Below are 26,980 nucleotides of genomic sequence, written 5' to 3'. Positions count from 1 at the left end.
GCCAGCTCCTACATTGATCGTGTTTCAGGTCAGGGTTGGTAGACCCGCTGGAAGCCCGCGCGAATCTTCTCTTCGGGCAATTCGTCGGCAATAAACACAATCACACTCTCCCGCGCCTCGCCCTCGGCCCATTCGGTATCCCAATCGAAACCGTAGAGCTTGAGCACGCCCTGGAACACCATGCGCCGGTCTTCCCCGGCGATGTTCAGCACGCCCTTGTAGCGCAGCAGTTGCTTGCCGTGCTCCTCCAGCAGCTCGTTCATGAACTCACTGAGGCGGTCGATATCCAGCGGCTGGTCGGTGCGCAATACCAGGCTGGAGATACGGTCGATGGACGGTGCCTGGCTGACCGGGCGCAAGGTCATGCCGGCGTTGAGGTTGAAGCCACGCACGTCCAGCAACTCGGCGAGGTCAATCTTGCCGTGCTCCACCACCCGGATCGGCGCACGGCGGTTGATGCGGGTCAGGCGCTCGCAGAGGGCGTCGAAGCTGGCGTCGTCCACCAGGTCACGCTTGCTCACCAACAGGCGGTCGGCAAAGCCGATCTGCGCCTGGGCGATGGTCTGGGTCAGGTGGTGTTCGGCGTGGGCCGCGTCCACCAGGGTGATGATGCCGTCGAGGATGTAGCGCTCGCGCAGTTCTTCATCGATGAAAAAGGTCTGGGCCACCGGCGCCGGGTCGGCCAGGCCGGTGCATTCGATCACCAGGCGGTCGAAGGCGATCTCGCCGCTGTCCAGGCGTTCGAGCAGCAGGTACAGGGCTTTGGTCAGGTCGGTGTGAATGGTGCAGCACACGCAACCGTTGGACAGGGTCATGACTTGCACCGGTTCATCGCCCAGCAACTGGGTGTCGATACCGGCGTCGCTGAATTCGTTTTCGATCACGGCGATTTTCAAGCCGTGTTCGGCCTTGAGCAGATGACGCAACAAGGTGGTCTTGCCAGCGCCGAGGAAGCCGCTGAGGACGGTGACGGGGATGGGAGAGGACAAAAATATTCTCCTTGAGGAAACTTAAAACAAATGTGGGAGCGGGCTTGCCCGCGATTGCGATCTCACATTCAACATCGCTGCTGACTGACAGTCCGCCATCGCGGGCAAGCCCGCTCCCACAAGGGATCACACAGGCCCAAGCCTATGGGTTCAACAGCACTTGGGCCCGCCCTTGCCGCCGTAACGGGCTTCCTGGCGTTCCCGGAAGAACGCCTTGTAGTCCATCATCGGCTTGTCCGGGTGCTTGGTTTGCATATGCTCGACGTAGGTGTCGTAGTCGGGCATGCCGACCATCAGGCGCGCGGCCTGACCGAGGTATTTACCGAGGCGACCAATGTCATTGAACATGTTTGCAACCCTCTATCACGCGTCCGGCATGGCTTGGAATGGCGCTTCTTTATCCGTACGTTCCTTGGTACCCCAGGCGGCTACGCCGACTTTGATCGCATAGAACAGGATGCTGAAGACCACGAACAGGAACAGTACCGTCAGCGTCGCGTTGGTGTAGGCGTTCCAGATCACATGCTGCATCTGGTCGATGTTCTTCGCCGGGGCAAGGATCTGACCGTTGGCCAACGCATCGCTGTACTTCTTGGCCAGCGACAGGAAGCCGATTGCCGGGTTGGCGTCGAACAGCTTGATAAAGCCTGCGGTGGTGGTGCAGATCAGCAGCCAGACAGCCGGCAGCAGCGTGACCCAGATGTAGCGCTGGCGCTTCATTTTGATCAGCACAACAGTGGCGAGCATCAGCGCGATACCGGCCAGCATCTGGTTGGAGATGCCGAACAGCGGCCACAAGGTGTTGATGCCACCCAGCGGATCGATCACGCCTTGGTACAGCAAGTAACCCCACATCGCCACACAGCCTGCGGTCGCGATCAGGTTGGCGGTCCAGGACTCGGTACGCTTGAGCGCTGGGACGAAGGAGCCGAGCAAGTCCTGGAGCATGAAGCGACCGGCACGGGTACCGGCGTCAACTGCAGTCAGGATGAACAGCGCTTCGAACAGGATCGCAAAGTGGTACCAGAATGCCATGGTGTTTTCACCCGGCAGGACACTGTGCAGGATCTGCGCGATACCGACCGCCAGGGTCGGCGCACCGCCGGCACGGGCCAGGATGGTGGTTTCACCGATATCGTTGGCCACTGCCTGCAGCGCTTCCGGGGTAATTGCAAAGCCCCAGCTGCTGACGGTCTGGGCAACGGTCACCACATCAGTGCCGACAATCGCCGCAGGGCTGTTCATGGCGAAGTACACGCCTGGCTCGATCACCGAAGCGGCAACCATGGCCATGATGGCGACGAACGACTCCATCAACATGCCGCCATAGCCGATGTAGCGCGAGTGGGCCTCATTGGCCAATAACTTGGGCGTGGTGCCCGAGGAGATCAGCGCATGGAAGCCGGACACCGCACCACAGGCGATGGTGATGAACAGGAACGGGAACAGGCCGCCCTTCCACACCGGGCCAGTGCCATCGATAAACTGGGTCAGTGCTGGCATTTTCAGGTCAGGCATGGTGACCAGAATGCCGATCGCCAGGGCGATGATCGTGCCGATTTTCAGGAACGTCGACAGGTAGTCACGGGGAGCCAGGATCAGCCACACCGGCAATACCGCCGCCACGAAGCCGTAGCCGACCAGCATCCAGGTGATCTGGATCCCGGTGAAGGTGAAGGCCTTGGCCCAGACCGGATCAGCGGCAATCTGCCCGCCCAGCCAGATCGAACCCAGCAGCAACAGCACGCCGATGATCGAGATCTCGCCAATGCGGCCCGGCCGGATGTAGCGCATGTACACGCCCATGAACATCGCAATCGGGATGGTCGCCATCACCGTGAAGATGCCCCACGGGCTCTCGGCCAGAGCCTTGACCACGATCAGCGACAACACCGCGAGGATGATGATCATGATCAGGAAGCAGCCAAACAGCGCGATGGTCCCGGGAATGCGGCCCATCTCTTCGCGAACCATATCCCCCAGGGAGCGGCCGTTGCGACGGGTGGACAGGAACAGGATCATGAAGTCCTGCACCGCACCCGCCAGCACCACACCGGCAATCAGCCACAGGGTACCTGGCAGGTAGCCCATCTGCGCGGCCAAGACCGGGCCGACCAAAGGCCCTGCACCGGCAATGGCGGCGAAGTGGTGACCGAACAGGATATGTTTGTTGGTCGGCACATAGTCCAGACCGTCATTGTTGATCACTGCGGGGGTGGCCCGCCGTGGATCGAGTTGCATCACATTATTTGCAATGAACAGGCTGTAGTAACGATAAGCCACCAGATAGATGGCGACTGCCGCGACTACAATCCACAAGGCGTTGATCGCCTCGCCGCGACGCAAAGCCACTACGCCCAGGGCGCACGCTCCTACGATTGCCAGCAACAGCCAGGGTAGATGGCGGAGCAGGCTATTATTATTTTTCATTTTTTTATTCCAGCCAGGTTGGACAGAAAGACAGCCATCCGGAGTTTAGCGCGCTGCGCCCTAAAGACCAGCCCCCTACGTTGGTCTAGAGCCTTGCCGGGGCGAAAAAAACAGAAATAAATGCCCGACAATGGCGCAAGGCTACAATCCCTGTACCTACAGAGGGTTTCACCATGAGCGACCAGCCGTCAGATCGCCGCCGTTTTCGGCGGATTGCCTTCGATGCCAGGACCGAACTCAAGCAGAACGGCCAGCAATGGCCGGTGCAACTGGTGGATTTATCGCTCAAGGGGCTGCTGGTGCAAAAGCCCGCGCCGTGGTTGGGCAAGGGTAATGAGCCGTTTGACGTGGACATTCACCTGGACGCCCAGACCGACGTCAGCATGCAGGTGCGGCTGACCCATGATGACCAGGGGCAACTGGGGTTTGTCTGTGAGCATATCGACCTGGACTCGATCAGCCATTTGCGCAGGTTGATCGAGCTGAATCTGGGGGATGAGGAGGAGTTGCATCGGGAGCTGGGCGAGTTGCTGAACATCTGACCTTTGCCGGCGATGGCGGCGTGTCAGTCAGGGATGTAGCGACTGATTCGACGTCATCGCTGGCAAGCCAGCACCTACAGGGTTTTGGGTTATTCGAACAAGGCGTCCAGGGCCTGCTCCAGACGCGTCACCGCAATCACCTGCAACCCCGGTGGCGCCTCCTTCGGTGCATTGCCCTTGGGCACGATGGCACGCTTGAAGCCATGCTTGGCCGCTTCCTTCAGACGCTCCTGGCCGCTGGGCACCGGACGCACTTCGCCCGACAAGCCCACCTCACCAAATACCAGCAGGTCATGGGGCAACGGCCGATTGCGCAGGCTGGAAATCACCGCCGCCATCAACGCCAAGTCCGACGCGGTTTCCAGCACCTTTACACCGCCGACCACGTTGAGGAACACGTCCTGGTCATGGGTCGGAATCCCGCCGTGGCGATGCAGCACCGCCAGCAGCATCGCCAGGCGGTTCTGATCCAGGCCCAGGGTCACGCGGCGCGGGTTGGCCAGGTGGCTGTCGTCCACCAGGGCCTGGACTTCCACGAGCATCGGCCGGGTGCCCTCCCACGTTGCCATTACCACACTGCCCGGTACTTCTTCCTGGGCGCGGGTCAGAAAGATCGCCGAGGGGTTGGAGACTTCTTTGAGCCCCCGGTCCGTCATGGCGAACACACCCAGCTCGTTGACCGCACCAAAACGGTTTTTCACCGCGCGCAACAGGCGCAGGCGCCCATCGGACTCGCCCTCGAAATACAGCACTGTATCGACCATATGCTCCAGCACCCGCGGGCCGGCCAACGCGCCTTCCTTGGTGACATGGCCCACCAGGAAAATCGCCGTACCGCTTTGCTTGGCATAGCGCACCAGCAACGCCGCGCTCTCCCGCACCTGGGACACCCCTCCCGGCGCCGATTGCAGCTGCTCGGTGAAGATCGTCTGGATCGAGTCGATCACCATCACCTTGGGTTTTTCCACACGGGCGGTGGCGATGATGCTTTCGATACAGGTCTCGGTCATGACCCGCAACTGGTCCTGGGGCAGGCCCAGGCGACGGGCGCGCATGGCCACTTGCTGCTGGGATTCTTCGCCGGTGACATACAAGGCCGGCATACGGCTGGCGATGCTGCACAGGGTTTGCAGGAGGATGGTCGATTTGCCGATCCCCGGATCGCCGCCGATCAACACCACCGAGCCGTCCACCAGGCCGCCACCGAGCACTCGGTCAAGCTCGCCGGAAGCGGTAGAAAAGCGCGGGATTTCTTCGACGCTGACTTCAGCCAGGGTCTTGATCTGGGCTTGCTGGCCGGTCCAGCCTGCGCGACCGGTGGGCGCTGCGGCGCCGCCACTTTCGATCATGGTTTCAGTGAGGGTGTTCCACGCTCCGCATTCGCCACACTGGCCCGCCCATTTGGGAAAGGTCGCGCCGCACTCCGTGCAGCCGTACATGCGCTTGGCCTTTGCCATCTGAGAACCTCCAACCGAAAAACCGCGATGATAGCTCAGCGCGGCAGTGCGGTACGGATTTCACCGTTGGCTAATCGTGTAGCGCTGTTGCCCAGCGGGTCCTCGGCGTTCAGGTCGGCGCCCTGGGCCTTGAGTGCATCGAGCAGTTCCACGCGCTTGAACAGCCCGGCGTACATGGCCGCCGTCTGTCCGGCACCGTTGCGTTGGTCAGGGTTGCAGGCGGTGCCCAGCAAACGCCGGGCAATGCTCAGCTCACCCTTGAAAATCGCCCCCATCAACGCCGTGTTGCCGCGTTTGTCCTGCACGCAAGCATCGGCACCGGCCGCCAGCAGTTGCTCCACGGCCGGTCCCTGCCCGTGATAGGCGGCCAGGATCAGTGCGGTGTAGCCCTTGTCATCGACGGTGTTCAGGGAATAGCCGGACTCGATAAAGGTGTTGAGCATCTCCACATCGCCACGCCGGGCGGCGTCGAAGTAGTAGTCCTGCAATTGCGCCTTGAGGGCCTGCGGGTCGGCCAATACGCTCAAGGACCAGCAGGCCAAAAGCGCCCCAATAAAGCTACGCATAATCGACATCCTCCAAGGCTCCTGTGGGAGCGAGCTTGCTCGCGAAATACGTAAGGGCACCGCGTTAATCCTGAATGTACGCGGTGCCTTTGAGAGCTTCGCGAGCTAGCTCGCTCCTACAGAAGTGGGTATTAAGATCAGTCGTTCAGCTTTTCAGCCAATGCCTTGACCCGCGCCAGATCACCCTTGGCCACTTTGGCCACGCCAGTGCCATATTCCGGGTCGGCCTTGTACAGGAACGACAGGATAATGTGCTTGCTGACGTCATCCGTGGTCGCCAGGGAGCCACCGAAGTTGTCGATCAAGTCCTGGCGCTCCTTCTTGCTGAAGGAGCGGTACAAGTCGCCTGCCTGCTTGAAGTTCTGCTCACGCTGGATCTTCGCCTGCTGGGTGCTGCCGGCCAGGGGCATCTGGCTGTAGCGCGCACTTTGCGGCTCTTCCCGCGGTTCCAGGCGGCTTGGCTGGTAGTTCACGCCGCTGCTGGTCTTGCCGAAGTTCATCGTGCCGTCCTGGTTACCGTTGTTGACGGTGACCCGTGGTGCGTTGATCGGCAATTGCAGGGCATTGGCGCCCAGTCGGTACATTTGCGTATCCGCATAGGAGAACACTCGGCCTTGCAGCAGGCGATCTTCCGACGGCTCGATACCCGGCACCAGGTTCGCCGGGGCCATGGCCACTTGCTCGGTTTCCTGGAAGACGTTGGCCGGGTTGCGGTTTAGCACCATCTGCCCGACTTTGCGCTGGGGAACATCGGGCCAGATCTTAGTGGCGTCCAGAGGATCGAAATCAAACTTGGCCAGTTCTTCCGGCTTGAGCACTTGTACGTACAGATCCCACTTGGGGAAGTCGCCCTTGTTGATATGGGTGACCAGGTCGTTAGTCATATGGCTGTAGTCACGGCCCTGGACCTCGACAACTTGTTTTGGATCCAGGTTCTTGATGCCTTGCAGGCTCTTCCAATGGAACTTGACGTAGTGCACTTCACCCTTGGCATTGATCAACTTGTAGGCATGTACGCCATTACCATCCATCTCGCGGTAACTGGCCGGGGTGCCGGAGTCCGAATACAACTCGGTGAGTGTGCGGGTGGACTCGGGAACATGGGAGAAGAAGTCAAAACGACGGGAGTCGTCATCCAGGTTAGTGCGTGGGTCAGGTTTGAACGCATGCACCATGTCCGGGAACTTGATGGCATCGCGAATAAAGAACGTCGGGAAATTATTACCTACCAGGTCCCAGTTACCTTCGGCGGTATAGAACTTGGTGGCGAAGCCGCGAGGGTCGCGCAGGGTTTCCGGGGAATGGTTGCCGTGGACTACGGCAGAAAACCGGACGAATACCGGCGTGGCCTCACCTGCGGCAAACACTTTGGCCTTGGTCAGGTCGCTGAGGTTATCGGTGACGGTGAAGGTGCCGTGGGCACCAGTGCCACGGGCATGCACCACACGCTCGGGGATGCGCTCGCGGTCAAAGCGTTGCAGCTTCTGGATCAGTTGAACGTCCTGCAGCAGGACCGGGCCGTTGGCGCCGGCGGTCTGCGAGTTCTGGTTGTCGCCCACTGCCGCGCCGTTATCGCGCGTCAAGTTGGCGGCGCTGACCGACAGCGATAATAGGCTGGTACTGGCAATCAACAGCAGATTGCGCGCAGCAATAGACCTGCGGCTAATAAGGTTTTTCATCATGCAATCCTCTGGTTTTTTTAATGCACTTTTACAAGTGCTCGCCAGAGGCTAGTGATCCTGGCGCCAGAAGATAAATAGAAAACTCACACCAGCCCGATTGAGAAAATAGTGTGGTAAACCACTGAAATGGCGGGTATTTCGCGCGCGACTGGTGGCACTTTGCAAACTATTTGCGTTTTAATGTGTCGATTACAACGAACAGTGTTAACAGTTGTGTCGAGCAAGTCACTGCAGACTGACTTACACTGAGCTCCTCTCCTCTCAACTGTAACAAGGAATAACCTATGGGCGTGATCAGTGAGTTCAAGGCCTTCGCGGTCAAAGGTAATGTGGTCGACATGGCGGTCGGTATTATCATCGGCGCTGCCTTCGGCAAAATTGTTTCGTCCTTTGTAGGCGACGTGGTGATGCCTCCTATCGGTCTGCTGATCGGTGGTGTGGATTTCGGTGATCTGGCGGTAACGCTCAAGGCCGCCCAGGGCGATGTCCCAGCAGTGGTCCTGGCCTACGGCAAATTCATCCAGAGCGTGATTGACTTCGTGATCGTCGCGTTCGCGATCTTCATGGGCGTCAAGGCCATCAACCGCCTCAAGCGTGAAGAAGCCGCCGCACCAAGCCTGCCGCCGGTGCCGACCAAGGAAGAAGAACTGCTGGGCGAGATCCGCGACCTGCTCAAGGCTCAGAACAACAAGCCCCTGTAGCCGACCTGCAACACCTGTCGGCCACTGAAAAAAGGCGCCTCTGATCGGGCGCCTTTTTGCTACCAGTAGTTTTCTACCGCCACCTGCCCTGGCCGACGCGTCAGGCTCAATTGCATATCGCGCTGTTTAAGCAATTGCCGGGTGTCGTCGATCATCTGTGGGTTGCCGCAAATCATCACCCGCGAATGCTCTGGCGTCAGGGCCACACCCGCCGCACGTTCCAGCTCACCATTTTCGATCAGGGTGGTGATACGCCCGTTCAATGCGCCCGGGTGCTGCTCACGGGTCACGATGGGCAGGTAGGTGAGTTTATGGGCGTACTCCTTAAGGTACTCACGCTCGCCCAACTGCTGGATCAGTGTCTGGTAGGCCAGCTCGCGAGCCTCCCGGGCGCTGTAGACCAGAATGATGCGCTCGAATTTTTCCCAGACTTCAAAGTCCTGCAGGATCGACAGAAACGGCGCAATACCGGTGCCGGTCCCCAGCAACCACAGGTCCCGGCCATCGACAAACCGGTCCAGGGTCAGGAAGCCCGTGGCTTGGCGCTCCACCAGCAGTTCGTCGCCGGCACGCAAGCGGCTCAACTCACTGGTGAATTCGCCGCCGGGAACCACAATCGAGAAGAACTCCAGGAACTCATCGAAGGGCGACGACACCACCGAGTAGGCGCGCCACACCAGGCTGCCATCGGGTTTGGTCACACCCAGGCGGACAAACTGCCCGGCGACGAAACGAAACCCCGGGTCGCGGGTGGTCCGCAGGGTAAACAGACTGGGGGTCAATGACTGCACATTGACCAGGGTCTGGCGTGTGAATTTTTCAGCACTGGCCGTCATAGCGGGCTCCGGGCGACAGGTAACCCCTAGTGTCGCCCAAAGTGGCGCCGGCAAACACCGTTGGTTTGTAGTGACATCCGCCCGGCCGGCGACAACCGGCATGTATCACTGCTGTAACGGTACTTGAGTAATAGCTCTAATTGCGCAAACTAAACTATTTGGCGATTAACCAGGCCCCTTGGCTGCACATCTAAACAGCCACTGTTGAGCGCGCATTTAATGGCAAGTGGCTAACCCTCTAAAAGAGAAGGAAAATCGTCTATCGCAAGAAAACGTAGCCTGTTGCCCACCTCGCAATTCGACTAAAAAGCATGGCGCTAAGTACGAAAATTCCCATGCCCAGCTTAGAAGCTGTCCTACACTCGATCGATACCGGTTATGGGGACCCGCGTTACGAAGTGTCAGTGTGCGACTCATGGAGAGTTACCGATGGTCAAATGGCGCAATACACGTCTACCCAAGCTAGAGGGCGAGGATGAGGTGAATACGATGTTCGAGGCGGCTCTGAACATTACCTATGAGCTGGGTTTTGAGTACTGTGGTTATGTAATGGGTTCCAATGCTCTTTACCGCCCCAACAAGAACGTTCGTCTCAACAACTATCCAGATGAATGGAACAACATCTACAAGACAGAGAATTACTTCGAAATGGATCCCTTGGTCGGCCATTGCAAACGCGATGTCTTGCCGATCGTCTGGGACGAAAAAACCTTCGCTGCAGTGCCGGACATGTGGGTTCACGCACAAGCCCATGGCTTGAACCATGGCTGGGCCCAGTCAGTGCATGACTTCCGTGGTCTTTTCAGCATGATCAGCCTGGGCCGCAGCAAGGGTGCGGTGAAAGCCCATGAGCTTTACGAAAAGGCCGGCCAGGTCCTGTGGATATGCCATGCACTGCATACCGTTGCCGTCCAGTCCTATACCCAGGAGCCGTCTTTCCAGAAGCCCAGCAAACTTACCAGCCGTGAGACCGAGATTCTGCAATGGTCAGCCATGGGCAAGACAGCTGCCGATATTGCGACGATTCTGTGCCTGTCAGAACGTACCGTCGGCTTTCATATCAGCAGCTCGATGAAAAAGCTGGGCGTCAGCAACAAGATTGCCGCCGTATTTACCGCAGTCAGACAAGGCCTTTTTTAAACGCAACCGGCACGAGTCCCCTGAAAACACTGAATGTATTCCCTTTGAAAAAAACGTAACATTTACGGCCAGTTCTGGGTGATGACGCCGCCCGCGTCGCAGTCCACTCAGAAGGTTCCTCGCCCCGCGAGGAACACCCGCCGATTAGCCAGAGTTCCCCCCGCCATGCCCCTGCTCGATAGCCCCTTCGCCCAACTCGACCTGATCCGCCAGCCCGAGCAGCCAAATGAGCCGCTGCAAGCATTCGATGCGGCAGACGAATACCTGCTTGCCCACTTGGCCGAGCAGCAACCGGCCAGCAATACCCGGGTGCTGGTGCTCAATGACAGCTTTGGCGCGCTGGCAGCCAGCCTGGAGGGGCATGTGCACGTCACCAGCAGTGGTGACTCGTTTTTGGGCACCCAGGCCTTGCAGAAAAACCTGATACGCAATGGCAAGGCCTTCGATGCCCTATCGCTCGTGCCTGCCAGCCAGGCATTCAGCGGGCCCTTCGACCGCGTCCTGATCCGGGTACCAAAAACCCTGGCGCTGTTGGAAGAACAGTTGATCCGTCTGCAAGGCCAATTGGCACCTGGCGCCGAAGTGATCGCTGGCGCGATGGTCAAGCATCTACCCCGGGCCGCCGGTGAACTGCTGGAACGTTACATCGGCCCGATGCACGCCTCGCTGGCGGTGAAAAAGGCCCGGTTGCTGATCGCCACCCCGGCCGATCGACCGTTGGCCGTATCCCCCTACCCCACGCGCTATCGCCTCGACGCCCCGGCCATCGAGTTGCTCAACCACGCCAATGTGTTCTGCCGCGAAGGCCTGGACATCGGCACCCGCGCCTTCCTCCCGCACCTGCCGCAAAACCTGGGCAGCGCCCGGGTGGCGGACCTGGGTTGCGGCAACGGAGTACTGGCCATTGCCAGCGCCCTGCAAAACCCAGAGGCGCAGTACACCTTGGTCGACGAGTCCTATATGGCCGTGCAATCAGCGACCGAGAACTGGCAGGCCGCACTGGGCGAGCGGGCAGTGACCATTCGCCCCGGCGACGGCCTGGCGGATCAGGAACCGCAATCCCTGGACGTGGTGCTGTGCAACCCGCCTTTCCACCAACAGCAGGTAGTGGGCGACTTCCTCGCCTGGCGCATGTTCCAGCAAGCCCGCGAAGCGCTGGTGGTCGGTGGCGCCTTGTACATCGTCGGCAACCGCCACCTGGGCTATCACAGCAAACTGGCGCGGTTGTTCCGTGGTGTGGAGCAGGTGGCAGCGACGCCAAAGTTCGTGATTCTCAAGGCCCGCAAATAATCCCAGGCAAAAAAAACCCTCCACAAGGAGGGTCAAAAGCGTGGGATATCAGTGAGTGCTCAGGCCTGCAGCGTTCATAAACATGCGCATCAGGCTGGCCACCACGAACAGGGCCAGGACGCTGCCGGTCCAGATCATCGCCAGCCAACCCAGGCGCTGCCAGAGCGGCTTTTTCTCGGCCTGTTCGATGTCGTCCAGTGAAGGTTTACCGCTCATGGTGCAAGCCTCCTAGTGATAGCCGTCTTCATGGGTCACCTTGCCGCGGAACACGTAGTAGCTCCAGAAGGTGTAGCCCAGGATGAATGGGATGATGAACAGCGTACCCACCAGCATGAAGCCCTGGCTTTGTGGCGGTGCGGCAGCGTCCCAGATCGAGACCGACGGCGGGATGATGTTTGGCCACAGGCTGATACCCAGGCCGCTATAGCCCAGGAAGATCAGCACCAACGTCAACAGGAACGGCGCGTAGTGGGCATTGCGGGCCACGGCGCGCACCAGGGCGTACATGGTCACCAACACCAGGATCGGCACCGGCAGGAACCAGAACAGGTTCGGCAGGGTGAACCAGCGCGAGGCGATGTCCGGGTGGGCCAGGGGCGTCCAGATGCTGACAATGCCAATCACCGCCAACACTACAAACGCCAGGGGCCGCGCCAGGTTGTGCATCTGCTCCTGCAACTTGCCTTCGGTCTTCATGATCAGCCAGGTGCAGCCCAGCAGCGCATAAGCCACGATCAAGGCCACACCGCAAAACAAAGCAAACGGCGAGAACCAGTCCAATGAACCGCCAGCGAACTGGCGGTCGACCACTGGAATGCCTTCAATGAATGCCCCCAGCGCCACACCCTGGAAGAAGGTCGCCGCGAGCGAGCCACCGATAAACGCCTTGTCCCACAGGTGGCGCTTGTCATCCTTGGCCTTGAAGCGGAACTCAAAGGCCACGCCACGGAAGATCAGGCCGATCAGCATCAGGATCAGCGGCAGGTACAGCGCCGAGAGCACCACCGAGTAGGCCAGCGGGAACGCGCCGAACAACGCCGCGCCTCCCAGCACCAGCCAGGTCTCGTTGCCGTCCCACACGGGGGCGACGGTGTTCATCATCACGTCACGGTCAGTCTTGCCCGGGATAAAGGGGAAGAGAATGCCGATCCCCAGGTCAAAGCCATCCATGACCACGTACATCATGATGCCGAAGATGATGATCACGGCCCAGATCAGCGGAAGATCAATACCCATGACTCAATTCCCCTTGTTCAGAGTGTCGCCGTGATCGGCGTCGCCGCTGTCATCGGCCGCCGACAATGGACGCGCCGGGGTGCGTTGCTGACCGGGGCCACCGTGGGCCGGCTCGGTGCTTTCGTGGGTGACCGGGCCTTTGCGCACCAGGCGCATCATGTAGCCCAGGCCCGCGCCGAACAGAGCGAAGTACACCACCACAAACAGCGCCAGGGTGATGCTCATCTGCACCACGCTGTGGTTGGAGGAAGCATCCGCCGTGCGCATCAAGCCGTAGACCACCCAGGGCTGGCGCCCGATTTCGGTGGTGAACCAGCCGGCCAGGATCGCAATCAACCCCGACGGGCCCATCCACAGCGCCAGATAGAGGAACGGTTTGTTGGTGTACATCCTGTCGCCCTTGCGCAGCCAGAGGCTGAACAGGCCGGTGAAGATCATCAGCATGCCCAGGCCGACCATGATGCGGAACGACCAGAATACGATGGTCGAATTGGCGCGGTCCTCGGGCGGGAACTCCTTGAGGGCCGGCACTTGCTTGTCCAGGGAATGGGTGAGGATCAGGCTGCCCAGGTAGGGGATTTCCACCTTGTACTTGGTTCGCTCCTCCTTCATGTCCGGCCAGCCGAACAGGATCAGCGGGGTCGGTTCATTCCCAATATTTTCCCAATGGCCTTCAATCGCGGCAATTTTTGCCGGCTGATGCTTGAGGGTGTTGAGGCCGTGGAAGTCACCGATCACCGCCTGGATCGGCGCGACGATCAGCGCCATCCACATCGCCATCGACAGCATGGTGCGGATCGCCGGGTTGTCCTTGCCCCGCAACAAGTGCCAGGCCGCCGAGGAACCGACGAAGAACGCGGTGGCGACAAACGCCGCCGTGGCCATGTGCGCCAGGCGATAGGGGAACGAGGGGTTGAAGATCACTGCCAGCCAATCGGTGGGGATCACTCGGCCATCGATGATTTCAAAGCCTTGCGGCGTCTGCATCCAGCTGTTGGACGCGAGGATCCAGAAGGTCGAGATCAACGTACCGACCGCTACCATCACCGTGGCAAAGAAGTGCAACTTGCGCCCGACCTTGTTCCAGCCGAACAGCATCACCCCCAGAAAGCCCGCTTCGAGGAAGAATGCGGTGAGCACTTCATAGGTCAGCAAGGGCCCCGTGACGGAACCGGCGAAGTCCGAGAAGCGGCTCCAGTTGGTGCCGAACTGATAAGCCATGACCAGGCCCGAGACCACACCCATGCCGAAGTTGACGGCAAAGATCTTCGACCAGAAGTGGTAGAGGTCACGGTAGGTATCGTTGTGGGTCTTGAGCCACAGGCCTTCCAGCACCGCGAGGTAACTGGCCAGGCCAATGGTGATGGCCGGGAACAGGATATGGAACGAGATGGTGAACGCGAATTGAATTCGGGCGAGATCTAGCGCCTCCAAACCGAACATAAGTCTTCCTCTGTCAGGTAATACCGGCTGCTGGCTGGGGGCCTGCACCCACTGCCCCCACGGATATGGAGTGTGGCGAATTGCAATTCGTTCTTTTTTTACCAACCACGTAGGGATTCTGGCCTTCTGGCCGCCACACCAACGCTCCAATCAGCATTGATCTGGATCAAGCAACGATGAAAGAGTAGTCCCATTTTCCGGCTTGGACTGTGTGGTCTTTTGCCGCGTGACAGGATGACTCAGCGAAATAGATGCCTTGCTAAGGATATTTCCTTGGCAGCAACTATTTGTTACAGCTTGATGCTAATCTCGGCGCTTCCCAGGTTCAGTCCAGTGCTTGCCGATGCCCAGTGAAACCCCGCTGCTGTTACGTCATCACCGCCCGTTTATTGCGTTTTGGCTGGCCCGGATCTTTACCGCCAGTGGCTTCCAGATGCTCACGGTGGCCATCGGCTGGAACCTCTACCAACTGACCGGCAATGTGCTGGACCTGGGGTTGGTGGGCCTGGTGGAGTTTGTGCCGCGGGTGCTGTTCATGCTGCACACCGGGCATGTGGCCGATCGCTACGAACGACGCAGAGTCGCCGCCATCTGCCAGACGCTGCAGGCGTTAATCGCCCTGGCGCTGGTGGTTGGCAGCCTGACGGACAATGTCACCCGCGAGATGATTTTTATCCTGGCCTTCCTGCTGGGCGCGGCCCGCTCCTTCGAGCTGCCCACCACCCAGGCCCTGCTGCCAAGCATCGTGCCCACTGCCCTGTTCCCACGGGCGGTGGCGGCGGCGCAGTCAGCCCAGCAATCGGCAACCATCGTCGCGCCGGCACTGGGCGGCCTGCTCTATGCCTTCGGCAGCGCCTGGGTGTATGGCCCGACGGTATTGCTGTACCTGATTGCCTGCCTGCTGACCCTCAACCTGCCCGCCCGGCAGACCCCACTGAACAAGGGCAAGGCGACGCTGGATTCGTTGCTGGCGGGGATCCGCTTTATCCGCAGCCGCCCGGACATCCTCGGGGCGATTTCCCTGGACCTGTTTGCGGTGCTGCTGGGCGGCGCCACGGCGTTGTTGCCGGTGTTCGCCAAGGACATCCTGCTGACCGGCCCCTGGGGCTTGGGGCTGCTGCGTTCGGCGCCAGCGGTGGGCGCGCTGCTGATGTCGTTGTGGCTGGCGCGGTTTGCCGTGGACCGGCATGTGGGCCGCGTGATGTTTACTGCCGTCGGGGTGTTTGGCGTGGCGACGATTGCCTTTGGCCTGTCCACCTCGTTCTGGTTCTCGTTGGCAGTGCTGGTGGTGCTGGGGGCGGCGGACATGATCAGCATGGTGATCCGCGCCTCATTCGTGCAACTGGAAACCCCCGATGAAATGCGCGGGCGGGTCAGTGCAGTCAATGGCTTGTTTATCGGGGCGTCCAATCAGTTGGGCGAGTTCGAGTCCGGCGTCACCGCGCACTGGCTGGGCACGGTGCCCGCCGTGGTGCTGGGCGGGGTCGGCACGCTGGTGGTGACCGGGGTGTGGATCAAGCTGTTCCCGACGCTGGCCAAGCGGGATCGCATGCATACCCCGGCCGAAACGCCCTGAACCTGTAGGAGCCGGCTTGCCGGCTCCTACAGGGGGTCATCATTGGATGCGCAACTGAGTCTTCAGGGTATTGCGCGGCACATTGATCGACGTGTTGCTGTACTCGAACCAGCCCGCGGCGCGGATATCCACGTCAAACACATAGATGTAGCCCATCAAGGTGCCAGCGCCATTGCAGGCCTGGCTGATGGAGCCCACCTGGCAAATCGCCGTCTTTTGCCCCGCAAGCCGCGCCCCATCAAAGGTCGCGATGGCGTTATTGCCCAGCCCCACTTCCATCACCGAGACCCGCGTCGGCCCGCGGTGCTGGCACTGCCGGGTGCTGTCGACGCCTTCGGCGACGGACTCCTTGCACGCCTGGGATTGCACCTGGAACACCCGCACCTCGCTCAAGGCCGGTGCAGGCGCGCCCCACGCTGGTGCCGCCGCCAGCCACAGGCCAATGCAGGCGAACGGAGCTAGACTCCACGCGATGGCTTTTTTCATGCTTTGGATGACCCCGGACTGAACGTCGACGGAGTATGCCTCAAGGCCACACTCAACAAAACCGAGGCCGGGCGCCACAGGCCGTCGACCTGCTGGTATGATGCGCCGCTTTTTCCGATCCTCTGTAGAAAACACGCGGCGCTTGGCGCAGTTTGTGCTTTGACTTTGAGGTCAACAAATCACGGCGCCAAGCGCGCCACAGGGAGCAGGCATGCTGGAAAAGCTGTTTCAACTCAAGGCACACAACACCAACGTGCGTACCGAGATTCTGGCCGGTATCACGACATTCCTGGCCATGGCCTACATCCTGTTCGTCAACCCGAGCATCCTCGGTGAGACCGGTATGGACAAGGGTGCGCTGTTTGTCGCCACCTGCCTGGCGGCGGCCATCGGCTCGACGATCATGGGCCTGATCGCCAACTACCCGATTGCCCTGGCACCGGGCATGGGCCTGAACGCCTTCTTTACCTACACCGTAGTGCTGCATCTGGGGCATACCTGGCAAGTGGCGCTCGGCGCGGTGTTTATCTCCGCCGTGCTGTTTTTCCTGCTGTCGATCTTCCGCATCCGCGAGTGGATCATCAATGCCATCCCCCTGCCCCTGCGTTCGGCGATTGCCGCCGGTATCGGCCTGTTCCTGGCGCTGATCGCCCTGCATAACGCCGGGATCGTGGTCAGCAACCCGGCGACCATGCTGGGCATGGGCGACCTGGCCAAACCTGCACCGATCCTGGCCACCCTGGGCTTTTTCCTGATCGTGGCCCTGGAAGCCCTGAAAGTGCGCGGCGCGGTGTTGATCGGCATCCTTGCGGTGACCGTCGCGGCCATCGCGCTCGGCGTGACCCCATTCGGCGGCGTGGTTTCGATGCCTCCGTCCCTGGCCCCGACCTTCCTGCAACTGGATATCGCCGGCGCCCTCGACGTAGGCTTGATCAGCGTGATCTTCGCCTTTCTGTTCGTTGATCTGTTCGACAACTCCGGCACCCTGATCGGCGTCGCCAAGCGCGCGGGCCTGATGGGCAAGGACGGCCACATGCCGAAAATGGGACGCGCCCTGATCGCCGACAGCACCGCGGCCATGGCCGGTTCGCTGCTGGGCACCTCGACCACCACCAGCTACATCGAGTCTGCTGCTGGCGTGAGCGCTGGTGGCCGCACTGGCCTGACCGCCATCGTGGTGGCGAGCATGTTCCTGCTGGCGCTGTTCTTCTCGCCACTGGCGGCCAGCGTCCCGGCGTTTGCCACCGCTCCCGCGCTGCTGTTTGTCGCGGTGCTGATGACCTCGGGCCTGGCGGAAATCGACTGGGACGATATTACTGTTGCCGCACCGGTGGTGATCACCGCCCTGGCGATGCCCTTCACTTACTCCATCGCCAATGGCATCGCCTTCGGCTTCATCGCCTGGACCGGTATCAAGCTGCTTACGGGCCGCTACCGTGAACTCAACCCAGCGCTGGTGATCCTGTCGATCCTGTTCGTGATCAAGCTAGGCTGGTTCCCCGCATGACTTTTGACGCAGCAAGTTACGCCCTGCAACTGCAAGAAAAGGTCACGCGCTTGCGTGACCTGCTCGCGCCGTTCGACGCGCCCGAGCCGCAGGTGTTCGATTCGCCCCTGCAGAACTTCCGCCTGCGCGCCGAATTCCGCCTGTGGCGCGAAGACGGCCAGCGCCACTACGCGATGTTTTCCCAGGACGACAAGCGCACGCCGATCCTGATCGAAGAGTTCCCCATCGCCAGCTTGCGTATCAACCAGTTGATGCCGCAACTCAAGGCCGCCTGGCAAGCCAGCGCCGCCCTGAGCCACAAGCTGTTCCAGGTGGAGTTCCTCACCACCCTGGCCGGCGACGCGATGATCACTCTGTGCTATCACCGCCCGCTGGACGAGCATTGGCACACCGCTGCCAACAAGCTGGCGGCCGACCTGAACGTCAGCATCATCGGCCGCTCCAAGGGCAAGCGCGATGTGATTGGCCACGACTACGTGGTCGAAAAACTCGCTGTCGGCGGTCGCACCTTCAGCTATCGCCAGCCCGAAGGCGCCTTCACCCAGCCCAACGGTACGGTGAACCAGAAGATGCTCAACTGGGCCTATGACGCCCTGGGCGATCGCAGTGATGACCTGCTGGAGTTGTATTGCGGTAACGGCAACTTCACCCTGCCCCTGGCGACCCGCGTGCGCAAGGTGCTGGCCACCGAGATCAGCAAGACGTCGGTCAATGCTGCCTTGAGCAATCTCGATGAAAACGCAGTGGATAACGTGACCCTGGTACGCCTGTCCGCCGAAGAACTGACCGAAGCCCTGAACGAAGTGCGGCCGTTCCGACGCCTGCACGGTATCGACCTCAAGAGCTACGAATTCGGCAGTGTCTTCGTCGACCCGCCCCGTGCCGGCATGGACCCGGACACCTGCGAGTTGACCCGGCGCTTCGAGAACATCCTGTACATCTCCTGCAACCCGGAAACGTTGGCGGCGAACATTGCACAACTGCACGACACCCACCGCATCACCCGCTGCGCGATGTTCGACCAGTTCCCGTGGACCCACCATATGGAATCGGGCGTGCTGCTGACCCGGCGCTAACCCTTTAGGCCATAGCAGATCCAAAAATGTGGGGTTTATGTGGGAGCGGGCTTGCTCGCGAATGCGGTGGATCAGTTGCCAAGTAGTTGGCTGACCTACCGCATTCGCGAGCAAGCCCGCTCCCACATAAGCCCATACACATTGGATTGGCGGGTATCCCCCGGCTTATTCTTCCTTACGCGGCCGACCGCCCTTCTTGCCATTGGCGCGGGCGGCCTCGGACTTGGCGGCACTGGTTTTACGGCCGTTACGCGATGCCACGATGCTCGCAGCCAGGTCCATCAACGGCTGGCTGGTGGCGATCAGGCCTGTGATCGATACATGCAGGTCACGGGCTTCACAGCACAGCGCCTTGCCACCAAACCCGACCTCCAGTGCCCGAAAGTCTTCTACAGAAAAACCTTCGAACTCCGTAAGACCGGCCACTGGCAACATGATGCGGCTACCGTCGCTGAAACCAATGCAAATGCAGTCGGCTGCGTAACTCACCGAACTGGCGTTGGCGTACACCCGCTTGAGCTTGCGCCCACGGGCTACAGCCTTATCGATGTCGGCCTCAGTGATCGGGACATCGGGCCGTACTTTGGCTTTTACACTTTTCATAACTCAATCTCCACGGATCCTGGCGCCCTCACCAGATTCAAAATGGTTCGCCGCCCCGCAACATCGTGCCGGGCACTGGCAATCACGTAGACCCCCGGCCGGATGACCAGCCCCGGCACAACCTCATCGGCCTCCCAATCCCAGGAGTGGTTGTCCAGGCAGACAGTTTGCAGCTTCTCCCACCAGATCCTTCGTGCCCGCGCCAGATAATGCTGCTGCATCAACGTCTGACGAATGCCCTCCAGAACGCTACTGGAGGGTCGCCGCCGCTCAGGATCCACATCCCACAACGCCACGTTCCCATCCAGAAAGCTGAAACGAAAACGCGCATCCCAGTCCTTGCCCATGACATGTACGTGGGGCGGGCAATGCTCATCCCTGAGCAACACTGCAATCACATGTCCCTTGTAAGCGCCTACTCTCATCGTAACCCATCCGTTAGGTTATTTATTACCCGCCGGCGCCCGATCGGGCACCAACCGACAGCCGGCTCCTTCCAAATGCCAGGGCTGCCTCACAGACTAGTAACGATTGGCACGGCTTCAAATGCCGGGTTGTAACCGCGAATGCCCAGGACTTGCGGGGGCTCAAAACCGGTATTCGAGCATCCCGCTCAGCGTGCGGCCGCGCGCCAGGCTGAGGTTGTTGGCATCGCCCATGGCCACGAAATAGGCTTCGTCGGTGGCGTTTTCCAGGGCCAGGCCAAGGTTCAGGTGGTCGGTCATCCAGTAACTGGCGTACAGGTCGTAGAGGGTGTATTGCGGCCACAGCGCCTGGTCGATGAAGTCGTAGCCCTGCTGGTTGAGGTTGGCACCGTTACCCGAGCTGTAGCGCACCCGCACCCCGGTATCCAGGCGTTTTTCCAGAAACCGCGCGCCCAGCGTCAGCGAGCCGCGATCCGCTGGCATATAGGTAGCGTTGCCCATGATTCGGCCACAGCTCTCTTTGTTGTTGGCAACCTCATCATCCAGCACCTCATAAGTGGTGACGGGCCTGACCCCCGGACGGCCGTCGGGACGAATGTAGGATTCGATACGCGTAGTCCTCGGCCCGCTGGTCTTGGCTCCGCCCATGTAATAGTTTTTCGAGCAGAAGTCGTTACTGCCGATCATATGGGTGTAGCTCAGGTTGGCGTAAGCCCGGCCCATGTCGTAGTTGAGCTGGTATTCCATGCCGCGAAAGCGCGTCGGTGCAGTGTTGTTGACGTAGGCCATGGTCCCCAGGAAGCCGCCAACGCTGGTTTCCGGCAAGCTGACGCTGTGGTTGAGGAACGAGAAGTTTTCGATCTTGGTATCGAAGTAGGCGACCTTGATGCCCAGGCGGTCGTCGTTGAAAAACAGCCCTTCCTTGAACACGTTGACCCCCATTTCCCAATCCCGCGACTCTTCAGCCTTCAGATAAGGGTTGGGAAACACCCGCTCTGACGAGCTGCCGCCATGGGGCCGACCGGTCATGAAGGTCTCCGTGACTGCCGGCGGGCGCCAGCCCTTGCCCCAGCGCGCATAGAGTTGCATCCACTCCAGCCCAGGCTTGATACCGATGCCAAAGGTGGGCGAGAAGTGCCCCTCTTCATTGTCGATATCAAACACCTCGGCCACCCGCTTGGCGCCCACCAGGCTGTTGTAGAAACGGTCACGTTTGTAGAGGGTCATTCCGGTCTGGCCTTCAAGCCGGTAGCGGTCGTACCGCACGCCGGCATCCAGGGTCAGCCAGTTGTCGTATTCGTATTGCAGGTTATTGAACAGGCTGGCGATGGTGCGCTTGCCGCCAGGGGTGGCGCCTTCGACATACGGCAGCAAGCCCTGGAGGTTGACCGCCTCGACCTTGTTGCTGCGCGGTTTGAATTCGTCCTGGTACATCTCCAGGCCGTAGTTCCAGCTGACTCGCCCCAGCGTATTGAAATCGAAGCGCGAGGTGTTGTCGGCCTGCAAGCCCCAGGTGTCGGTCTGGAAGTGATCGGTGTAGCCGCCGACCTCGTTGCCCGTGCCCGGCGTCGCCAGGTTCGGCGCATTGGTCCGCTCCAATTGCGTCGTGACGTAGTACGCCTTGGCTTTGAAGTCGATCAGTGGGTTGTCCGGGGTGTAGCTGTAGTCCAGCGCGACGTTCTTGGCGTTGAGGTTGTTCTTGCTCACACGCTGGTAGTAAACGCTTTGCGCATCGTCGGCGGTATAGGCCCACGCGTCGTTACTGTCGCTGTCACTTTGCAGGTAGCTCAGTTGCACACGCTGATCGTTGGGCAGGTTCAGGCCCAGCTTGACGATCTGCGAGCGGGTCACGCTGCCCATGTCGCCGACTTCACTGTTCAACCAATCGTCAAACGCTTCGGGTTGGTATTTGCGCGCACGCAGGTTGGTGCCCAGTTTCTGATCGTTGTGGGTACCGGCGCGGTAATCGCCAAAGTGTCGCTCGCTATAACCCAGCAGTACATCGCCACGCTCATCGCCAAAGGCAAACACGCCGCTGCCGTTGAAGTTGGTGCCGTTACCCAGTTTACCGATGCCGTTACCCGCGCGCAGACGCCCGCCGTACTCCTTGCCATCGGCCAAAAACTCACTGGCGTCCAGGGTCTTGAAAGACGCGATCCCGCCGAGCACCGCCGCACCGCCCATGCCCGACTGGCTGCCTTTGTCGATCTCGATGCTGGAGACAAACTCCGGGTCGATCACCATCGTGCCGTTACGTTGCTGGTGGCCGTTGACGTTGAAGTTCTGGCGCATGCCATCGATGTTCATATTGACCCGGCCGTAGTCCTGCACCCCACGGATATTCACCGACAGGCCAGGGTCACGCTGATTGACGGCGGTGTAGACGCCGGCGGTTTCTTCAAGCATGTCGGCGGCGTGCCGGGGTGGGCGCTTGTCGATCTGCTCGCGGGTGATCACCGCTACCGAGCGCGGCGTTTCATACACCCAGTCACTGGGCTTGCCGTTGGTATTGGCATGGATGGTGGTGGTGCCGACAGTCAACGCGCCGTCCTGTTCGACACTCACGCGATTGAGGGTGACCTGGCGTGCGCCGGTAAAGCGATACTCCACCGGCGCGCTGCCCAACAAGCGTCCCAGGCCTTCCTGAACACTGTACTGGCCCTTGAGCGCGGTGCTGCTGAGGCCTTGCAGGCGCGGGCTGTCGAACAGCACCTGCAAGCCGGCCTGGTCGGCAAAGGCCAGGACTGCGCCGCCCAGGGGTTGGGCGGGAATATCGAACATCAGCGTCGCAGGCTGCGAAGCGCCGGCCACGGGAGCAGCGGCGTAGGCCTGCCCTGCAGTGGCAAACAGAGCCAAGTGAATGGCCAGGGCCAACCGGCTGCCGGTGGTGCGCCCTTTGGTGATTGCAGACATTGTGGTGATCCCTTCGCTGAGCGTTTTTTGTTTATGCGAATACTTCTCGATTAGCAAGACGCGTCAGGGATAGAGACTCAGTAAGTGTTTCTGAAAATTGTTTGAAGGTCAGCCAGGAATGCGGGCTTGTGTAGGAGCTGGCTTGCCGGCGATGCAGGCAACTCGGTCTACCAGGTAGACCGAGGTGATGCTATCGCAGGCAAGCCAGCGCCCACACACAAGCGCCCGTTCACAGGGAGGTTTGCGGTATGTCAGTAGATCAGGCTGACGCCCGCCAGATCAAAGCGTCGCACCTGCAACTCTTCGGTCAAGGTGCCCAGCGCCTGGTCCAGCATGTCGAGGCGGAACACCGCACTGACTTCACGATTGGCCAGGTCGGCATTGCTCAATACCACCCGGCCGGGGCGGTAGCGATTGAGTTCTTCAACCACCTTGGCCAGCGGCTGGCGATCGAACACCAGCACCCCACGCCGCCAACTGGTGGCCCGCGCCAGGTCAAAATCTGGCAGGCCGCTCACACCATCCTGCGCCCTGTAGCGGGCGGCCTGCCCTTCGTGGAGGACCGTGGTTTGCGCTCGGTCTTGTTGGGTCAGCGCCACGCTGTGTTGCAGCACGCCCACCCACGCCTGGTCGTCGGCCTCGCGACCGACCACAAAGCGCGTGCCCAGCGCCCGGGTTTGGCCGCCGGCACTCTGCACCACGAATGGCCGGGTTTCCTGCCCGGCCATGGGCGCCACGTCAAAAATCGCCGAGCCGGCCAACAGGCTGATCCGCCGCTGCTCGCCGTCGAAGTCCAGGCGGATGGCGCTGGAGGAGTCCAGCTCCACAGTGCTGCCGTCAATCAGGCGGACCATGCGCACTTCGCCCTTGGCGGTCAGGTAGTCGGCCTGCATCTGCAGCAAGGCTTGCGGCCCCTGCAACCAGCCAACACTGGCGACCACCAGCAACAGCGCGACACTCGCAGCCACGCGCCAGGGTCGCCGACGCTGGGCGCGACGCGGTGCCACGCCAGCAGGTGGTGGACGCTGGCGATGCACCGGCGCATCCAGTTGCAGTTCACCCAGGGCCGCCCAGGTCTGCTGGGCAAACTCCAGTTCTGCGGCGTGGCGACTGTCGCTGTCGATCCAGCGTTGCAGTGCGGCATGTTCCTGCACATCCAGCCCCCCCGCATGCAGGCGCACCGCCCAATCGGCGGCGACCTCGGTAATGCTGGGCTGTTGCGACTCCTGGCTATTCACGTGTGAGTCTCGAATTCTCGTTGTATGAAACAGTGACGTTTGAGCAGCATTTTTTCAGTAATTCATTCGTCGGATGGCGTCACATCGCCCTCCCGCAAACGCTGTATGACATGCGCCAGCGCCTTGGCCAGATGCTTTTGCACTGAACTGTCGGAAATTTCAAGATGCCGCGCGACCTGGGCATGGGTCATGCCTTCGACGCGGTTCAGGCGGAAAATCTGCTGGGTGCGCTCCGGCAGTTCCGCCAACGCCTGCTTCAATGCCTGTCGTTGTTGCTGCGCCATTGCCTGAGCCTCCAACCCGGCCACTTCATCTTCAATCTCGGCCAACGCCTCATGGGGCACGGAGTCGGTCTTGCGCCGTGCTTCCTGGCGGATATGGTCGATCAGCAGATTGCTCGCCGTGCGGTAGAGATAGCCCTGGGAGTTGTCGATCCGCTCGCTGGACGGCTTTTGTGCCAGGCGCAAGAAGCTCTCCTGCACCAGGTCCGCAGCCAACTGAGGGTCCCGCACCTTGCGCAGCAGATACCGACGCAGGGTATCGGCATGCTTGAGAAACAAGCCCTTGAGATCCACGTCCGACAAACCGACTCCCTGGGGGTGTAAAGGAAACAGGCGCGCATCTTAAGCGTTGTCGAGAATGATTTTCAATTGATATCAACTCTTGAGTGGTCTCGCCAGCTTTTATTCAGCGTTCGATAATCGAACGGTTATCCACGGTGCGGCGTTTGGCCAATTGACCAAATTAACCATTCAGTACATTTTGTCCCCATCAATAAAAACAACAGTGGAGACATTTCCATGGCGCCTATCGTGCTGGTCCTCAACGGCCCTAACCTGAACCTGCTTGGCACCCGCGAACCGGCCACCTATGGCCACGAGACCCTGGCCGACGTCGCCGCGCTGTGCGGCCGCAGCGCCGAACAATTGGGGTTGAAACTGGAGTTTCGCCAGACCAACCACGAAGGCGAACTGCTGGACTGGATCCACGGGGCCCGCGCCCGTTGTGCCGGAATCGTGATCAACCCGGCGGCCTGGACCCACACCTCAGTGGCCATCCGCGATGCCTTGGTGGCCAGTGAACTGCCGGTGATCGAAGTGCATCTTTCCAACGTGCACGCCCGTGAACCCTTCCGCCATCACTCCTTTGTTTCCCCTATCGCCAAGGCCGTGCTCGCCGGGTTTGGCAGCCACGGCTATCACTTGGCCCTTGAGCATTTCAGCCGGGTGCTCAAATGAAGCCACGCATCCTCGCCGGCCTGATCGGTGCCGGCATCCAGGCCTCCCGCACGCCGGCCCTGCATGAGCAGGAAGGCGATGCCCAGGGCTTGCGCTACCTGTATCGCCTGATCGACCTCGATCAGTTGCACATGGACAGCAGCGCCCTGCCCGACTTGCTCACGGCCGCCGAACAGATGAACTTCACCGGGTTGAACATCACCTACCCATGCAAGCAAGTGATCCTGGCGCTGCTCGATGAACTGTCGCCCGAAGCGCGGGGCATCGGTGCGGTCAACACCGTGATCTGGCGCGACGGCAAGCGCATCGGCCACAACACCGATTGCCTGGGTTTTGCCGAAGGATTTCGCCGTGGCCTGCATGAGGCTGCGCGCCAGCGCGTGGTGCAGATGGGGGCCGGTGGCGCGGGCGCAGCAGTGGCCCACGCATTGTTGGCCGAGGGTGTCGGGCAGTTGAGTATTTTCGATGTGGACCATGGCCGCGCGCAAAGCCTGGCGGATAACCTCAACCAGCATTTCGGCCCCGGCCGCGCGCAGGCCGGCAGTGATCTGGACAGCGCGATGGCGGCGGCTGACGGCCTGGTCAATACCACGCCCATGGGCATGGCCAAGCTGCCGGGCATGCCAGTGCCAGCGCGGTTGCTACGCGCTGCGCTGTGGGTCGCGGAAATCGTCTACTTCCCGCTGGAAACCGAACTGCTGCGCACGGCCCGGGCCTTGGGCTGTCGCACGCTGGATGGGGGCAATATGGCCGTGTTCCAGGCGGTGAAGGCGTTTGAGTTGTTCAGTGGTAAGCCAGCAGATGCACAAAGGATGCTCGATCATTTCCAGAGCATGAATACTTCACTGTAGAAACCGGTTCCTAATGTGGGAGCAGGCTTGCCTGCTCCCACACAAGCCCGCACCACATTGAATTCGGCGGTGGATCAGGCCTGCAGGTAACGCAGCACCGACTCGCAGATCATCGCGCGATGCCGTTGCTTGATCGCGTCATCCGACAATTCGATCTGAAAGATCTCACTGAAAGTATGCCGGTTGGACACCCGGTAAAAGCTGAACGAATTGATCAGTAAATGCACATCCAGCGGCTCCAGCCCTGCGCGAAATACTCCCAGTTCCGCACCCCGGCGCAAGGTCGCGCCCAGCGCTTCAAGGATATTGCTGTTCATCGCCTTGATCGCATCCGACTGTTTCACATACTCGGCGTTGTGAATGTTCTCGATGCTGACGATCCGCACAAAATCCACATTCTGGTCATGGTGGTCGAAGGTGAACTCCACCAGGCGCCGAATCGCTTCCCGCGGCTCCAGCGCGGTGAGGTTCATCCGCGTCTCGGTGTTGCGGATATCACCGTAGAGTTTTTCCAGGACCTCGACGTACAACTGCTCCTTACTGCCGAAGTAGTAATAGATCATGCGTTTGGAGGTGTGGATGCGCTCGGCGATAGCGTCCACCCGCGCTCCGGAAAGCCCCTGCTGCACGAACTCTGCAATGGCCTCTTGCAAAATGTTCTCGCGGGTCTTTTCCGGGTTGTTCTTGCGACTCTTGCGCGGCGCCACGGGGGCGACGGGCAGTTCGGACGTCGGGGTCATGGTGCGCTCACGGCC

The 26,980-nt window shown here is 60.5% G+C and carries 26 protein-coding genes; 9 read left to right on the top strand and 17 right to left on the bottom strand.

Annotated features, from left to right (window positions below; genetic code table 11):
• Positions 1 to 29: 29 nt before the first annotated feature.
• From yjiA to HKK57_RS13815, 3 genes are all read right to left on the bottom strand, one after another.
• Complete coding sequence (yjiA, locus tag HKK57_RS13825; RefSeq protein ID WP_029292117.1) at positions 30 to 989, bottom strand: GTPase; 960 nt, start codon at positions 987 to 989, stop codon at positions 30 to 32.
• 150 nt (positions 990 to 1,139) lie between these two features.
• A complete protein-coding gene (locus HKK57_RS13820; RefSeq protein ID WP_029292120.1) occupies positions 1,140 to 1,337 on the bottom strand; it encodes a YbdD/YjiX family protein in 198 nt (65 codons plus the stop codon).
• Positions 1,338 to 1,352: 15 nt separating this feature from the next.
• A complete protein-coding gene (locus HKK57_RS13815; RefSeq protein ID WP_029292122.1) occupies positions 1,353 to 3,419 on the bottom strand; it encodes a carbon starvation CstA family protein in 2,067 nt (688 codons plus the stop codon).
• A gap of 173 nt (positions 3,420 to 3,592) precedes the next feature.
• Here HKK57_RS13815 and HKK57_RS13810 point away from each other — a divergent pair, with 173 nt between their 5' ends.
• Entirely contained in the window at positions 3,593 to 3,961 is a 369-nt protein-coding gene (locus HKK57_RS13810) for a PilZ domain-containing protein (protein ID WP_169390297.1), read from the top strand.
• Between the two features lie 89 nt (positions 3,962 to 4,050).
• On the opposite strand, the gene radA is transcribed toward HKK57_RS13810, so the two are convergent.
• From radA to HKK57_RS13795, 3 genes are all read right to left on the bottom strand, one after another.
• The gene (radA, locus tag HKK57_RS13805) at positions 4,051 to 5,418 is read right to left on the bottom strand and encodes a DNA repair protein RadA (RefSeq protein ID WP_169390296.1); all 1,368 of its coding nucleotides are present in this window, start codon (positions 5,416 to 5,418) and stop codon (positions 4,051 to 4,053) included.
• Positions 5,419 to 5,453: 35 nt separating this feature from the next.
• Entirely contained in the window at positions 5,454 to 5,984 is a 531-nt protein-coding gene (locus HKK57_RS13800) for an ankyrin repeat domain-containing protein (protein WP_169390295.1), read from the bottom strand.
• 137 nt (positions 5,985 to 6,121) lie between these two features.
• Positions 6,122 to 7,663, bottom strand: coding sequence for a catalase (locus tag HKK57_RS13795; protein ID WP_029292130.1), 1,542 nt, complete (start codon positions 7,661 to 7,663; stop codon positions 6,122 to 6,124).
• A gap of 287 nt (positions 7,664 to 7,950) precedes the next feature.
• Here HKK57_RS13795 and mscL point away from each other — a divergent pair, with 287 nt between their 5' ends.
• Entirely contained in the window at positions 7,951 to 8,367 is a 417-nt protein-coding gene (mscL, locus tag HKK57_RS13790) for a large-conductance mechanosensitive channel protein MscL (protein WP_029292131.1), read from the top strand.
• A 59-nt stretch (positions 8,368 to 8,426) separates the two neighbouring features.
• On the opposite strand, the gene HKK57_RS13785 is transcribed toward mscL, so the two are convergent.
• Positions 8,427 to 9,203, bottom strand: coding sequence for a ferredoxin--NADP reductase (locus tag HKK57_RS13785; protein WP_169390294.1), 777 nt, complete (start codon positions 9,201 to 9,203; stop codon positions 8,427 to 8,429).
• Positions 9,204 to 9,632: 429 nt separating this feature from the next.
• Between HKK57_RS13785 and HKK57_RS13780 the strand changes: the two genes are divergently transcribed.
• Together HKK57_RS13780 and HKK57_RS13775 are read left to right on the top strand one after the other, a co-directional pair.
• A complete protein-coding gene (locus tag HKK57_RS13780) occupies positions 9,633 to 10,343 on the top strand; it encodes a helix-turn-helix transcriptional regulator (protein ID WP_154906570.1) in 711 nt (236 codons plus the stop codon).
• Between the two features lie 165 nt (positions 10,344 to 10,508).
• Complete coding sequence (locus HKK57_RS13775; RefSeq protein WP_169390293.1) at positions 10,509 to 11,633, top strand: methyltransferase; 1,125 nt, start codon at positions 10,509 to 10,511, stop codon at positions 11,631 to 11,633.
• Positions 11,634 to 11,681: 48 nt separating this feature from the next.
• On the opposite strand, the gene HKK57_RS13770 is transcribed toward HKK57_RS13775, so the two are convergent.
• From HKK57_RS13770 to HKK57_RS13760, 3 genes are read right to left on the bottom strand one after another with little or no spacing between them, the layout of a single operon-like run.
• Positions 11,682 to 11,849 (bottom strand): DUF2474 domain-containing protein, encoded by a 168-nt coding sequence (locus HKK57_RS13770; protein WP_065942821.1) that lies wholly within the window; start codon positions 11,847 to 11,849, stop codon positions 11,682 to 11,684.
• A gap of 12 nt (positions 11,850 to 11,861) precedes the next feature.
• A complete protein-coding gene (cydB, locus tag HKK57_RS13765) occupies positions 11,862 to 12,869 on the bottom strand; it encodes a cytochrome d ubiquinol oxidase subunit II (RefSeq protein ID WP_029292140.1) in 1,008 nt (335 codons plus the stop codon).
• A 3-nt stretch (positions 12,870 to 12,872) separates the two neighbouring features.
• Positions 12,873 to 14,312 carry a cytochrome ubiquinol oxidase subunit I gene (locus tag HKK57_RS13760; protein WP_029292142.1) on the bottom strand — a complete coding sequence of 480 codons (1,440 nt, stop codon included), beginning with the start codon at positions 14,310 to 14,312 and terminating at the stop codon, positions 12,873 to 12,875.
• Between the two features lie 343 nt (positions 14,313 to 14,655).
• Here HKK57_RS13760 and HKK57_RS13755 point away from each other — a divergent pair, with 343 nt between their 5' ends.
• The gene (locus tag HKK57_RS13755) at positions 14,656 to 15,888 is read left to right on the top strand and encodes an MFS transporter (RefSeq protein ID WP_070994167.1); all 1,233 of its coding nucleotides are present in this window, start codon (positions 14,656 to 14,658) and stop codon (positions 15,886 to 15,888) included.
• A gap of 39 nt (positions 15,889 to 15,927) precedes the next feature.
• Here the strand turns inward: HKK57_RS13755 and HKK57_RS13750 are convergent, their stop codons facing one another.
• Positions 15,928 to 16,374, bottom strand: a complete 447-nt coding sequence (locus tag HKK57_RS13750) for a DUF4879 domain-containing protein (RefSeq protein ID WP_029292145.1) — start codon at positions 16,372 to 16,374, stop codon at positions 15,928 to 15,930.
• A gap of 211 nt (positions 16,375 to 16,585) precedes the next feature.
• Between HKK57_RS13750 and HKK57_RS13745 the strand changes: the two genes are divergently transcribed.
• Together HKK57_RS13745 and trmA are read left to right on the top strand one after the other, a co-directional pair.
• Complete coding sequence (locus tag HKK57_RS13745; protein WP_169390292.1) at positions 16,586 to 17,881, top strand: NCS2 family permease; 1,296 nt, start codon at positions 16,586 to 16,588, stop codon at positions 17,879 to 17,881.
• Positions 17,878 to 18,957: a tRNA (uridine(54)-C5)-methyltransferase TrmA gene (trmA, locus tag HKK57_RS13740; RefSeq protein ID WP_029292149.1), complete on the top strand. Its 1,080-nt coding sequence runs from the start codon at positions 17,878 to 17,880 to the stop codon at positions 18,955 to 18,957. Before HKK57_RS13745 ends, trmA begins: the two co-directional genes overlap by 4 nt.
• Before the next feature lie 165 nt (positions 18,958 to 19,122).
• Here trmA and HKK57_RS13735 read toward each other — a convergent pair whose 3' ends face one another.
• From HKK57_RS13735 to HKK57_RS13715, 5 genes are all read right to left on the bottom strand, one after another.
• A complete protein-coding gene (locus tag HKK57_RS13735; RefSeq protein WP_169390291.1) occupies positions 19,123 to 19,560 on the bottom strand; it encodes a DUF2442 domain-containing protein in 438 nt (145 codons plus the stop codon).
• Entirely contained in the window at positions 19,557 to 19,985 is a 429-nt protein-coding gene (locus HKK57_RS13730; protein ID WP_029292153.1) for a hypothetical protein, read from the bottom strand. Before HKK57_RS13730 ends, HKK57_RS13735 begins: the two co-directional genes overlap by 4 nt.
• A 162-nt stretch (positions 19,986 to 20,147) precedes the next feature.
• Positions 20,148 to 22,898, bottom strand: coding sequence for a TonB-dependent receptor (locus tag HKK57_RS13725; RefSeq protein ID WP_169390290.1), 2,751 nt, complete (start codon positions 22,896 to 22,898; stop codon positions 20,148 to 20,150).
• 251 nt (positions 22,899 to 23,149) lie between these two features.
• Entirely contained in the window at positions 23,150 to 24,136 is a 987-nt protein-coding gene (locus HKK57_RS13720; RefSeq protein WP_029292157.1) for a FecR family protein, read from the bottom strand.
• Between the two features lie 62 nt (positions 24,137 to 24,198).
• Positions 24,199 to 24,720, bottom strand: a complete 522-nt coding sequence (locus HKK57_RS13715; RefSeq protein WP_029292158.1) for an RNA polymerase sigma factor — start codon at positions 24,718 to 24,720, stop codon at positions 24,199 to 24,201.
• 216 nt (positions 24,721 to 24,936) lie between these two features.
• Between HKK57_RS13715 and aroQ the strand changes: the two genes are divergently transcribed.
• Positions 24,937 to 25,374, top strand: coding sequence for a type II 3-dehydroquinate dehydratase (gene aroQ / locus HKK57_RS13710; RefSeq protein WP_029292159.1), 438 nt, complete (start codon positions 24,937 to 24,939; stop codon positions 25,372 to 25,374).
• Positions 25,371 to 26,225 (top strand): shikimate dehydrogenase, encoded by an 855-nt coding sequence (locus HKK57_RS13705; RefSeq protein WP_169390289.1) that lies wholly within the window; start codon positions 25,371 to 25,373, stop codon positions 26,223 to 26,225. Before aroQ ends, HKK57_RS13705 begins: the two co-directional genes overlap by 4 nt.
• 74 nt (positions 26,226 to 26,299) lie before the next feature.
• Here HKK57_RS13705 and HKK57_RS13700 read toward each other — a convergent pair whose 3' ends face one another.
• Complete coding sequence (locus tag HKK57_RS13700; protein ID WP_029292164.1) at positions 26,300 to 26,965, bottom strand: TetR/AcrR family transcriptional regulator; 666 nt, start codon at positions 26,963 to 26,965, stop codon at positions 26,300 to 26,302.
• Positions 26,966 to 26,980 lie beyond the last annotated feature (15 nt).

This window comes from Pseudomonas sp. ADAK21, from assembly GCF_012935735.1.
In the GTDB taxonomy this organism is placed as follows: Bacteria; Pseudomonadota; Gammaproteobacteria; order Pseudomonadales; family Pseudomonadaceae; genus Aquipseudomonas; species Aquipseudomonas proteolytica.
The sequence above is the reverse complement of the archived record's forward strand: the minus strand, read 5'-3'. Positions and strand labels throughout refer to the sequence as shown.